The organism is Prevotella bivia DSM 20514, assembly GCF_000262545.1.
GTDB classification, from domain to species: domain Bacteria; phylum Bacteroidota; class Bacteroidia; order Bacteroidales; family Bacteroidaceae; genus Prevotella; species Prevotella bivia.
The window spans coordinates 1,177,002-1,189,114 of record NZ_JH660660.1; the positions used below are offsets into that span (position 1 = coordinate 1,177,002).

A 12,113-nucleotide genomic window follows, 5' to 3' on the forward strand; every position below is an offset into this window, starting at 1 on the left:
TAATTAGCTTAAAAAGCAAAGCGTTTTAAGGAGTAATTCATTAATAGCACAAGTGAGGGCATACTTATTAAGACACCTCCTCTCGCCTTAAATATTTACCTTATATCTTGTTGCTATGTGGTGATTACTCACCACTATGGTATTGAGCAAAATCTTGTATTAACCTATGGCACACATCATAAATCTTTCCTGCCACGCAATTAATATCAAATTTATAAAGATATGGGGCTGCATCCGTATCCCCAAGCTACCATAATAATAAGTAACCAGTCAACACCTAGAAGAAAGAAAACGAGGGCAATGATAGTTCTGTTTGTTCTCTTTTATGGTGTGAAATATTTTAACACCCTAAAGAAGCATTTTTGTTTGTTTTGTATATTGTAATAGTCTGATATTAAGGTGGTTATAAAAAGGTTATCTTTTGGGTGCTAAAAGATGATCTTTTGCTTGGTAAACGATGACCTATTGCCCTTTAAAAGGTTATGTTTTACGACGTAATAGGTCATAGATGGCGATGAGGTTATGAATAAAACTTACATTCTTGCTTATGGAAAGAGGCAAAAAAAAGTACTCTCCTTTGTGTTGGAGAGTACCTATACTATCAGGGTAAACGTTTACAGTTATAATATTTGCCTTACTTCTTGCATATTATTGATCATCTGGAGCTTCTCTATGATCATTATAACCTGCTTTCGGTTATGTACCTTTAGCTCTATTTTTCCATCAAAGATACCGTCATCGCTAGTGATAGTGAGTTTGTGGATATTGATATTGAGCTGGTCGGAAATAACATCTGAAACATCATGTAGCATACGCGGACGGTCGATACCACTAATCTCAATAGTAGCATCGAAGAAGAGCTGATCGTGCATATCCCATTTCACATCTAATATGCGTGATCCATATCCCGCCTTTAATTTTGCTGCTACTGGGCATGCACGTTTGTGTATCTCTATGTGGTTGTTATTGTCAATATACCCAAGGGCGTCATCGCCCGGAATAGTGCGGCAGCAAGTAGGGAAGATGTATTGGTGGATGTTTGTTTCATTGATGTAGATAGGTTTCTTTTTATTGAAATCTTTCTGCACAACAATAAGCCCTTTGGAATTGCTATTCAAGCTTTCTGCGGTGTCTTGCTCTCTTTTTGCATCTGGATGCCAAAAAGGAACATACTTGCGCCAATTGCTCTTGAGCTTCTTTCCTTCTGATTTGTTTTTTCCTTCGAGTTCGTTAATATCGGCATCGCCTAGCACAAGCTTCTTCCTACCAATAGCTTCAAATAATTGGTTGTGCTTTTTATAGCTATGAAATTCGGTAAGTTTGTCAAGCACCGAAGTAGTAAGTTCAAAGCCATTTGCTTGCAACCATTCTTCTAGTATCGTTTCTCCTTGTTTTTGAATTTCACGTCCCTCGCGGCGCAGTAAGGCTTGTATCTTTCCCTTTGCCTTTGCTGTCGACACAATATTAGTCCATGACGGATCAATGCGTTGCGACATAGAAGTGAGGATTTCCACTTGATCGCCACTTTGTAGCTTGTGGCTTAGTGGTACGAGCTTATGATTTACCTTAGCTCCTATACAATGGCTTCCAAGGAAAGTATGTATCTGGAAAGCAAAGTCGAGCGCAGTGCAGCCTGCTGGCATCGTCTTAATCTCTCCTTTTGGGGTGAAAACAAAGATTTCAGAGGCAAAAAGATTGAGTTTCACCACATCGAGGAAGTCCATAGCATCGGGTTGTGGGTCATCAAGAATTTCCTTAATCGTGCGGAGCCAATCGTTTAACTCTCCATCTTCTTCGGTAATTTCAGTGCCGTCTTTATAGGTCCAATGTGCTGCAAAACCTTGTTCGGCTATATCGTTCATACGCTCCGATCGGATTTGCACCTCTATCCATCTGCCTTGGTTCGACATCAGTGTAACGTGCAAAGCTTGGTACCCATTCGCCTTTGGATGGTTTACCCAGTCGCGTAAACGGTCGGGATGGCTCTTGTAAAGTTGGCTAATTGCTACGTATATTTGGAAGCAATTGTTAATTTCTTCTGCTTTGTTCTTTGGTGTATAGATGATGCGTACAGCTAGAATATCGTAGATTTCATCGAACGAAACATGCTTGCTCTGCATCTTGTTCCAAATGGAGTATGGGCTTTTTACACGTGCTTTTATTTCATATTCGAAGCCCATCTTATCAAGTTCAGCCTTAATAGGGGTAGTAAATTGTGAAAACAATTCATCGCGTTGCTCCTGTGTTGAGGCTATCTTCTCTTGTATAGAAGCGTACTCTTCGGGATGTTCGTAACGGAAGCTAAGATCCTCTAGCTCTGTTTTTATCTTGTTTAAGCCTAGTCGGTTAGCAAGTGGAGCATAAATATAGAGCGTCTCGCCAGCTATTTTATATTGTTTGTTAGCAGGTTGCGAGGCAAGTGTTCGCATATTGTGAAGACGGTCGCATATCTTAATAAGGATAACGCGAATGTCATCGCTCATAGTGATAAGAAGCTTTTTAAAGTTTTCGGTTTGAGCTGAAGCATGCTCGCCGAAGATGCCGCCAGAGAGTTTTGTAAGTCCATCTACTATTTGGGCTATCTTCTTTCCAAACATGTTTTCGATGTCCTCAACGGTGTAATCGGTATCTTCTACCACATCATGGAGGAGGGCAGCACAGATACTTGTGGAGCCTAGCCCTATCTCTTCTGCTGCAATGCGAGCTACGGCAATGGGGTGGAGGATATACGGTTCACCTGAAAGACGGCGTACTCCCTTGTGTGCTTGGCGTGCAAAGTTGTAGGCTTTTGTGATAATATCTACCTTCTTACGGTGGCGTGAAGCGAGGTAAATATCTAGTAGTTCTTTGAAAGCATCGTCTACAAGTTTTGCTTCCAGCTTATCTTTAGTGTCAATATTGGTATTCTCTGTATCCATAGTCTATAATGAGTGATAGAGGTTTAGGTAGTAAGTTTTATTTGTTTCTAGAATTTTAATGCACAGCTAACACCTATTGCCGACGATTTCATAGGATTGTTTGGGGTAACCCATGAGTTGTCATTGATTACGGCAGGAGCTATATGCAGGGATAAGTCGTCTGAAATATCAAAGTCGGATAGTGATGCATCTACATAAGCATCAATGACCGAAAGCGCATAAACACCTATGGTAACAAAAATACTTAGATCGCGCCAACGACGATATTTATCCTTTCTTTTCTTGAAAACTGTTTGATATTGTTTGATGTTGCTAGCATCAATCTTTGCCCCGAGATGTAAAAACTGGTCGTAGCTATGTGTGTTAGGATCGTCGTCCATGATGTCTTTATATGCTTGGGCATAGTCGTGATACATCTGGTTATTCCACGTTAAAGCATAGATACAGCCCACGAATCCTCCGTAGAAAATAGGCAGTTTCCAATATTTTCGGTTGTATATTTGTCCTGCACCAGGTAATACGAGTGCTAGCCATAATGCTCGTTTAGGATTGGGTTTCCACTTTGTCCAATCTCTGCCTTGCTTTGTAGTTTTGTCGTTAGTAGCAACTTGCTTTTGTAAGGCTTTGCTATCTTTTTCCAAAGCTTTACGACTTTGAAGATCATCGGGGGTAAATAAAGTGGAATCGATGGTCTCATATTGATTTGGCTCTATAATCTTTTCCACGTGTGTGGTTTCATCAGGATACAACACCTTTATGGTGTCTTTCTGCACTTGCGCATACATACTCGCCGAAAAGGTAAGAATGCTCATGAGTGTGAGAACTTTCTTCACCATTATTTGCTTTATTTTCTTGTTGATAGAAACCATCTTTTTAAATTTTCTCTCTATAGTATCCTTTGTGGATAGTTGTTGCGCATCGGTAGCGATTAGTCCTTCTTTATCTTGTCCATTACAGCCATGAGATGCTCAAGTTCTTCCTCAGAAGCGAAAGGAATACTAATCTTTCCTTTGCCATTAGCATTGTAACTCATCTGCACTTTAGCATCGAAGAATGATGAAAGTCGTTGTTTTAAGATATTAAACTCTTCTGGAAGGCGCGACTTTTTAGCAATTTGCTTCTTTGCAGTTTGTAAGTCTTCCCCATTTTTTAGTTGTTGGCAAAGCTCTTCTACCTTGCGAACACTATATCCATTCTTCTGTATCTCACGGAAAAGTTTTAGTTGAAGCGAAGGCGAGTCGATAGAAAGTAAGGCGCGGGCATGCCCCATGTCGATCTCTTTTTTCTGTAAAGACATCTGCACTTGTGCTGGAAGCTTGAGCAAACGAAGATAGTTTGCAATAGCAGCACGACTTTTTCCTACACGCTCTGAGACACGTTCCTGTGTCATACCGCTCTTTTCAAGCAAATGTTCGTAGGCTAATGCTATTTCGATGGCGTTTAAGTCCTCGCGTTGAATGTTTTCAACGAGGGCTAGTTCCATTACGTTTTCGTCCTTGATGGTGCGAATATAAGCAGGGATTGCGGTAAGTCCAGCTATTTGAGAAGCTCGCCAACGACGCTCGCCAGCAATGATTTGGAACTTCTCCTCGGCTATTTGACGAAGGGTAATAGGCTGAACGAGTCCCAATTCCTTAATGCTGTTTGCTAATTCTTGTAATGCAATGGGATCAAATTCACGACGAGGCTGATTGGGATTAGCCTCTATTTGATCAATTGCTACTTCATTGATTGTTGAACTTCCTTGTGTGCTTACCGACTCGGTAGAGATGAGTGCGTCTAATCCTCTTCCCAAAGCATTGGTCTTGCCATTTCTGTTATATTTCTTATGAACCGCCATTTTTCTTTTATGTCGCTTTTCTTCGTTTACTTATTTTTCTCAATTATCTCTTTAGCCAAGGCTAGATGGTTCTTCGCTCCAGTAGAGTCGGCATCGTAAAGGATGACAGGTAAGCCATGGCTAGGGCTCTCTGATAGTTTTACGTTACGCTGAATAACTGCTTTGAAAACCAACTCTTGGAAGTGTCGCTTCACTTCATCGTAAATCTGTCTAGCTAAGCGTAAGCGGCTATCATACATTGTTAGTAAGAAGCCTTCTATCTCTAGTTTCGGGTTGAGTTTGCTTTTGATAATCTTAATGGTATTCAGCAATTTGCTGATACCTTCCAAAGCGAAGTATTCGCATTGCACAGGAATGACGACAGCGTCGGCTGCTGTAAGTGCGTTTACGGTGATCAATCCGAGCGAAGGACTACAATCTATCAATATAAAATCGTATTCATTGCGAATGGGAGCTAATAGTTGGCTCACTACACGCTCTCTGCCTTCAAGCTTTAGCATTTCTATTTCTGCTCCCACAAGGTCGATATGGCTAGGCACGATATCCAAACCTTCAATGTCGGTAGTGTAGATAGCATCGCGAATATCGGCATGATTGATAATACATTCGTATAGGGAACAGTCCACTTCCTTTATATCCACGCCCAAGCCGCTTGAGGCATTAGCTTGTGGATCGGCATCAATGACCAACACAGTCTTTTCTAGTGTGGCTAAAGATGCAGCCAAATTAATAGTTGTCGTAGTCTTTCCTACGCCACCTTTTTGGTTTGCTAGTGCTATAATTTTTCCCATTTTTATCCTTTTCGTATAAGTGTATTTAGGCTACAAAGATACATAAAAAGGGTGAATGAAAACGTATTATAAAGCTTTTTTCGTACATTTGCAGGCAAATCAAAGCGAAAATTATGAAAATTAAGAAACCATTAATTCTTATATCTAACGACGATGGTTACCGCTCTAATGGTATTTGCACATTAGCTTCTTTTTTAACCGATTTTGCCGAGGTGGTGATTTGTGCGCCAGAAGATGGTCGGTCAGGCTTTTCATGTGCCTTTACTGCTTCTGCTCCAATACGTTTAAAGCAGCATCATAATATCCCCGATTGTGAGGTATGGGCATGCTCTGGTACCCCTGTCGACTGTGTGAAGATAGCTCTTTCTGTTGTGCTAAAAGGTAGAAAGCCTGATCTTATTCTTGGTGGAATTAATCATGGTGATAACTCTTCTGTGAATAATCATTACAGTGGCACGATGGGTATTGCCCGCGAAGGTTGTATGAAGTATATACCTTCTATTGCTTTCTCTAGTTGCGATTATAATGTAAATGCTGATCTTACTCCATTACGCGATAACGTTCGCTTCATCGTTAAGCATGTGTTAGCAAATGGACTGCCAAAGGGTATTTGCCTAAATGTTAACTTCCCAAAAGCCCATATCTTCAAAGGAATTAAACTTTGTCGCATGGGGCAGGGGAGTTGGGTAAACGAGATAGACGAACGTCAGCACCCTCATGGCTATAACTATTATTGGGTGGCGGGTGAATATCGCAACGATGAACCACTAGCAACCGATAATGATCAATGGGCTTTGCACCATAATTATGTTGCTGTAACACCTGTCAATCTTGATGTTACAGGGTATGAGGCGATGGAGCAACTCTCTATGCTTAATGGGTGATACACTCCTAGTAAATGTCAACTTTCAATTCTTATCTCTCTCAACTCTCAACTCAAATGAAGTATTATCTCATTGTAGGCGAAGCTTCTGGTGATCTACATGCTTCGCGCCTTATGCGCTCTTTGCAAGAGAAAGACCCTATGGCTGAGTTTCGTTTCATAGGTGGCGATATGATGAAGCAAGTGGGTGGATCGTGCTTAAAACATTATAAGCACTTGGCTTACATGGGGTTTGTGCCTGTTTTACTACATCTTCCTACAATCTTTAGAATGATGAGAGTATGCAAGGAAGATATTGTGCAGTGGAAGCCCGACTGCTTGATTCTCGTCGATTATCCAGGCTTCAATCTTAATATTGCAAAGTATATCCACAAGCATACGAAGATACCTGTTTATTATTATATTTCACCAAAGATATGGGCTTGGAAGGAATGGCGCATCAAAGCCATTAAGCGCGATGTCAATGAGATGTTTTCTATCTTGCCCTTCGAGGTGCCTTTTTATGAGAAGAAGCATCATTATCCCATTCATTACGTGGGCAATCCTACTGTAGAAGAAGTGGAAAACTTTAGGCGATTTTATAGTGCCAGTAAGGAAGAGTTTTGCGAGCAGAATGGTCTTTCTACGAAACCTATCTTGGCTTTATTAGCAGGGAGCAGAAAACAAGAGATCAAAGACAATTTACCTGCTATGATAGAGGCGGCTCGCCATTTTGAGGACTACCAAATGGTGGTGGCTGGCGCACCGTCTATTGATGAGGCTTTTTATGCTGAATATATCAAAAATGAGAATGTGAAAGTGGTGAGGAAGCAAACTTACGAACTGCTTACGCATGCCACAGTGGCACTCGTTACAAGTGGAACGGCAACGCTAGAAACGGCACTTTTCAATGTTCCACAGGTAGTTTGTTATAAAACACCATTGCCCAAGCTCATTCGTTTTGCCTTTAATCATATCCTAAAGGTGAAGTATATATCTTTGGTAAATCTTATTGCCAATAAAGAAGTAGTGCAAGAACTCTTTGCTGAGCGTTTTCGGGTGTATAATATTGCCAACGAACTTTATCGCCTTTTACCTTCACAGTCTGGGCGTGAACGCATGTTGGCAGAGTATGAGGTGATGCGCCAACAGCTAGGTAATGAGGTGGCACCCGAGAATGCTGCTGGCATTATCGTGCAAATATTGAAAAGGCATCCGTCTGTTTAATGTAATAAGCAAACTTGCTTTTTCTACAGAAATAAAGCAAGTTTACATACGAAAAGTTTTATGATTTAATCTCTGAACGGATAATTTTGCGATATGCAGCCTTTTCCCTATATTTGCATAACCAAAATAAAAACATAGATACGAAGGACGATCATGATAGATAAACAGACGGTAGACAAGATCATTGATGCAACGAATATCGTTGATGTGGTGAGCGATTTTATCTCTCTGCGTAAGGCTGGCACGAACTATAAAGGCTTATGCCCTTTTCATGACGACTCCACTCCTTCGTTCTCTGTAAGTCCTATAAAAGGTGTCTATAAATGTTTCTCATGTGGTGCGGCTGGTAATGCCGTAAAATTTGTGATGCAATATGAGCAAATGACCTATTGGGAAGCCTTGAAATGGCTGGGTAAGAAGTATAATATAGAAGTTAAAGAACGCGAAATGACGAGCGAAGAGAAGTTGCAAGCCAGCGAACGCGAGTCGATGCTCATTGTGAACGAATGGGCTAGCAATTACTTTCAGAATATTCTTGCCACCAATCCCGACGGTAGAGCTATTGGTTTGCAATACTTTCGTAGTCGTGGTTTTCGCGATGACATCATTAAGAAGTTTCAGCTAGGCTTTTGTCTTTCGCCTCGCGATAGCTTTGCAAAAGCAGCATTAGAAGCGGGCTATAAGAAGGAATTTTTATTGAAAACGGGCTTGTGTTTTGAGCGACAAACAGGCGAATTGGTAGATAGATTTAATGGGCGTGTGATGTTTCCGTGGATTAGCGTAAGTGGTAAGGTAACGGCTTTTGGTGGTAGATTGCTCGACTCACGCACTAAGGGTGTTATGCAGAAGTATGTCAACTCCCCCGACAGCGAGATCTATCATAAGGAACGCGAACTATACGGTATCTTCCAAGCTAAGAAAGCCATTGCAAAGTATGATCTTGTTTACATGGTGGAAGGCTATACTGATGTTATTTCTATGCACCAATGTGGCATTGAAAACGTGGTGGCAAACAGCGGAACTGCACTTTCGGTTTATCAAATTCGTTTGCTTCATCGCTTCACCTCCAACATCGTTTTGCTTTATGATGGTGATGCAGCTGGTCAGCATGCCGCCCTTCGAGGTACAGATATGTTATTATCGGAAGGTATGAATGTAAAGGTCTTGCTCCTTCCTGATGGTAAAGATCCTGACGAATTTGCTAAAATGTATAGTGCGGAGGATCTTGTGAAGTATATCGAAGATAACCAGACCGACTTTATCGTATTCAAGATTAACCTTTTACTCAAAGGTGTTACCGACCCTATCAAGCGCTCGGAAGCCATCAATTCAATAGTAGAAAGTATCTCTGTGATTAAAGATCCCATTCTCCGTGATACTTATTTACATGAATGTATGGCACGCACAGGGATGGCAGAACAAACGCTTATAGCCCAAATGAACCGCTTTATATATAATGGTAGAGAGCGTGAGAAAAGAGAAGCGGAGAACCAGCGAACACGAGAAAACCACCTCCATAATGCTGATACAAATCTTGCAAGTGTTGAAAATCCAAATAATAGTAATGAAAGCGCAACGAAAAATCCTACAATTAACAGCAATTCTCAATTCTCAATTCTCAATTCTCAATTCTCCAATGTTGAAACTTGGCTCATTCAAGCTATTATTCGTTATGGCGAACGTGTGATATTGAAGAATGTAAAAGATGAAGTCTCGGGAAAGCTCCTCAATCTGAACGTGGCACAATATATAGCCTACGACTTGGGATTGGACAACCTTTCATTCACTCACCCACTTTATAATCAGATCCTTTCTGAAGCTGTAGAACACTCAACTAATGAGGATTTTGTGGCTGAAAACTATTTCATACACCACCGAGACCTTCATATTTCGGAGGTTGCTACAGCGCTAAGTGTTGATAAATTCCAACTCTCCGAGAGCTTACAACTAAGACAAGATGAGGCTTATCTCTTTGAGAATGTGAAGCATCTCATACTCGACTTCCGTCGTAATTATGTAGAAAAACGTCTCAAGGAATTGAAAGAACAGATAAAACAGGCTGTTAGCAACGAAGGGAAGATAAAAGCATTGGTAGAACTTCAAAAGATGCAGCAACTTAGAAATATTTTAGCTCAGAAGTTAGGTAATGACATTATAATTTAGGAAAAGAAACAAGATGGAATATGCTCACTGGATATTCATAGTCATTTACTCAGTGATAGCCATTGCAGCTATCATTCGCGTACTGATGGAGCATCGCCAACCAGCTATTACAATGGCATGGGTGATGGTGTTAGGATTTCTTCCTGTAGTGGGTATTATTCTTTTCTTCTTCTTTGGGCAAAAGACACGTAAAGAGCGAAAGATATGGCAACACACCCTTAACCAACTCACGAAGCGATCAATGTTGGAGTTTGTGGAGCAGAAAAATCTTTTTATCGACGAGAAATATCATACGCTCATTCATCTTTTTATGAACCAAAGTCTTTCGCTTCCGTTCAAGAATAACGAAGTGGAAATTTACACTCACGGTTCCGACTTTTTCCTTGCTATGCTTCGGGAAATAGGTAAAGCGAAAGAACACATTCATATAGATTCGTTTATTTTTAGAGATGATGCATTGGGGTACCTTATTGCTGATGCACTGATAGATAAGGTTCAAGAGGGGGTTGAAGTGCGTATAGTGTATGATGATGTAGGGTCTTGGCGAACGAAAAATAAGTTTTTTACGCGTATGAAGAGAGCTGGTATTGAGGTTTATCCCTTTATGCCAGTGCGTTACCCTTTACTTACTAGTCGTGTTAACTATCGTAACCATCGCAAGATATATGTTTTTGATGGTAAGGTGGGCTTCATTGGAGGTATGAACATAGCCCATCGCTATATAAAAGGTACTAAAAAACAAGCATGGCGCGATACCCAAGTGCGTATTGAGGGTACAGCAGTATATGGTTTACAAAGGGCATTCTTTGTCGATTGGTTCTTTGTTTGCCACACATTGATGACCGATCACAAATATTATCCACCCATACAAATCAATGAAAACGATACCCTTGTACAGATTGTTACAAGCAATCCTACCAGCCAATGGCCAGAAATGGAGCAAGGATATGTGCGCATTTTGCTTGATGCAAAGAAGTATGTTTATATGGAAACCCCTTATTTTCTCCCCACAGAACCTATTCTTTTTGCTATGCGGACAGCTGCTGTGTCAGGCGTTGATGTGCGTTTGATGATACCATTCGATACCGATACGAAAGTGGTGGAATGGGCTTCACGCTCGTATGTACTAGACACAGTGAAAGCTGGAGTCAAAGTATTCTTTTACAAAGCAGGCTTCAATCACTCCAAACTCCTTGTTACCGATGACTGTTTAGCCACTATTGGTTCTACGAATATTGATTTCCGAAGCTTTGAAAACAATTTCGAGTCGAACGCATTCTTCTATAACGAAGCCATTGCTAAGCAAGTAAAAGATATATTTTTACACGATCAAGATCAAAGTTCAAGCATTGACGATCTTCTCAATCACTTTCGATTACCATTTTTTCAAAGGTTATGGGAGTCGGTAGTGAGGCTATTAAGCCCACTAATGTAATTGATAATTTTTTGCTTTTCTAAATTATATTCCCTACTTTTGCATAAAAAATAAGCCTATGACAAGCGATAGTATAGTTATCATTCCTACTTATAACGAGAAAGAAAATATTGAGAAGATTATCAGAGCCGTACTTGGATTGGAGAAATCCTTCAATGTATTGGTCATTGATGATGGTAGTCCTGATGGTACGGCGCAGATTGTTCATCGCTTGATGACTGATGAGTTTGCTTCACGTCTCTTTATCATTGAGCGTTCAGGAAAGCTTGGTTTAGGCACTGCCTATATCACTGGCTTTAAGTGGGCGATAGAGAAAGGTTATGAATATATCTTCGAAATGGATGCCGACTTTAGTCATGACCCTAATGACTTGCCACGTCTCTATGAAGCAACGAGTAAGGAAGGCTATGATGTAGCAGTAGGATCGCGCTATGTTAGTGGTGTAAACGTGGTAAATTGGCCCATCGGGCGTGTACTGATGAGCTATTTTGCTAGCAAATATGTACAGATTGTTACAGGCTTTCATGTCCACGATACTACTGCTGGCTTCGTTTGCTATCGTCGTAAGGTGTTAGAAACTATTCCTTTAGATAAAATCCGTTTCAAGGGATATGCTTTTCAAATAGAGATGAAATACACAGCTCATCGCATCGGATTTAAGATAAAAGAAGTACCTGTTATCTTCGTTAATCGTCGTGAAGGCACAAGTAAGATGAGTGGAGGAATATTCTCTGAAGCCTTCTTCGGTGTGATGCGCTTGCGTTTCGATGGTTGGTTTAGAAAATATCCAAAGATCTTTTAGAGATAAAGGAGCTAAGCACTTATTGCTTTACATTGCCTAGCTAGAAGTTAAAATCAGATATTTTTAACGCTTAAC

9 protein-coding genes are annotated in these 12,113 nt (G+C 40.6%); 5 read left to right on the forward strand and 4 right to left on the reverse strand.

Annotation, left to right across the window (positions count from 1 at the left end; translation table 11 throughout):
* Nucleotides 1-620 precede the first annotated feature (620 nt).
* From PREBIDRAFT_RS07335 to PREBIDRAFT_RS07350, 4 genes are read right to left on the reverse strand one after another with little or no spacing between them, the layout of a single operon-like run.
* Nucleotides 621-2,918 carry a RelA/SpoT family protein gene (locus PREBIDRAFT_RS07335; protein WP_004337122.1) on the reverse strand — a complete coding sequence of 766 codons (2,298 nt, stop codon included), beginning with the start codon at nt 2,916-2,918 and terminating at the stop codon, nt 621-623.
* A gap of 47 nt (nt 2,919-2,965) precedes the next feature.
* The gene (locus PREBIDRAFT_RS07340; protein WP_394330215.1) at nt 2,966-3,787 is read right to left on the reverse strand and encodes a DUF5683 domain-containing protein; all 822 of its coding nucleotides are present in this window, start codon (nt 3,785-3,787) and stop codon (nt 2,966-2,968) included.
* Nucleotides 3,788-3,846: 59 nt separating this feature from the next.
* A complete protein-coding gene (locus PREBIDRAFT_RS07345; protein WP_004337120.1) occupies nt 3,847-4,758 on the reverse strand; it encodes a ParB/RepB/Spo0J family partition protein in 912 nt (303 codons plus the stop codon).
* Nucleotides 4,759-4,784: 26 nt separating this feature from the next.
* A complete protein-coding gene (locus tag PREBIDRAFT_RS07350; protein WP_004337119.1) occupies nt 4,785-5,549 on the reverse strand; it encodes a ParA family protein in 765 nt (254 codons plus the stop codon).
* Nucleotides 5,550-5,662: 113 nt separating this feature from the next.
* On the opposite strand from PREBIDRAFT_RS07350, the gene surE reads away from it, so the two are divergent.
* From surE to PREBIDRAFT_RS07375, 5 genes are all read left to right on the forward strand, one after another.
* Nucleotides 5,663-6,433 (forward strand): 5'/3'-nucleotidase SurE, encoded by a 771-nt coding sequence (surE, locus tag PREBIDRAFT_RS07355; RefSeq protein ID WP_004337118.1) that lies wholly within the window; start codon nt 5,663-5,665, stop codon nt 6,431-6,433.
* Nucleotides 6,434-6,489: 56 nt separating this feature from the next.
* Complete coding sequence (gene lpxB / locus PREBIDRAFT_RS07360) at nt 6,490-7,638, forward strand: lipid-A-disaccharide synthase (RefSeq protein WP_004339574.1); 1,149 nt, start codon at nt 6,490-6,492, stop codon at nt 7,636-7,638.
* Between the two features lie 153 nt (nt 7,639-7,791).
* Nucleotides 7,792-9,801 (forward strand): DNA primase, encoded by a 2,010-nt coding sequence (gene dnaG / locus PREBIDRAFT_RS07365; protein WP_004337116.1) that lies wholly within the window; start codon nt 7,792-7,794, stop codon nt 9,799-9,801.
* A gap of 13 nt (nt 9,802-9,814) precedes the next feature.
* On the forward strand, nt 9,815-11,236 hold the full coding sequence (gene cls / locus PREBIDRAFT_RS07370) for a cardiolipin synthase (protein ID WP_004337115.1): 1,422 nt from the start codon (nt 9,815-9,817) through the stop codon (nt 11,234-11,236).
* A 58-nt stretch (nt 11,237-11,294) separates the two neighbouring features.
* Complete coding sequence (locus PREBIDRAFT_RS07375; RefSeq protein WP_004337114.1) at nt 11,295-12,038, forward strand: polyprenol monophosphomannose synthase; 744 nt, start codon at nt 11,295-11,297, stop codon at nt 12,036-12,038.
* The last annotated feature ends 75 nt before the right edge of the window (nt 12,039-12,113 follow it).

Bases quoted from the DNA above. Each gene is read 5' to 3' on its own strand.
- PREBIDRAFT_RS07335 (WP_004337122.1), bottom strand. From the start codon at position 2,918: ATGGATACAGAGAATACCAATATTGACACTAAAGATAAGCTGGAAGCA.
- PREBIDRAFT_RS07340 (WP_394330215.1), bottom strand. From the start codon at position 3,787: ATGGTTTCTATCAACAAGAAAATAAAGCAAATAATGGTGAAGAAAGTT.
- PREBIDRAFT_RS07345 (WP_004337120.1), bottom strand. From the start codon at position 4,758: ATGGCGGTTCATAAGAAATATAACAGAAATGGCAAGACCAATGCTTTG.
- PREBIDRAFT_RS07350 (WP_004337119.1), bottom strand. From the start codon at position 5,549: ATGGGAAAAATTATAGCACTAGCAAACCAAAAAGGTGGCGTAGGAAAG.
- surE (WP_004337118.1), top strand. From the start codon at position 5,663: ATGAAAATTAAGAAACCATTAATTCTTATATCTAACGACGATGGTTAC.
- lpxB (WP_004339574.1), top strand. From the start codon at position 6,490: ATGAAGTATTATCTCATTGTAGGCGAAGCTTCTGGTGATCTACATGCT.
- dnaG (WP_004337116.1), top strand. From the start codon at position 7,792: ATGATAGATAAACAGACGGTAGACAAGATCATTGATGCAACGAATATC.
- cls (WP_004337115.1), top strand. From the start codon at position 9,815: ATGGAATATGCTCACTGGATATTCATAGTCATTTACTCAGTGATAGCC.
- PREBIDRAFT_RS07375 (WP_004337114.1), top strand. From the start codon at position 11,295: ATGACAAGCGATAGTATAGTTATCATTCCTACTTATAACGAGAAAGAA.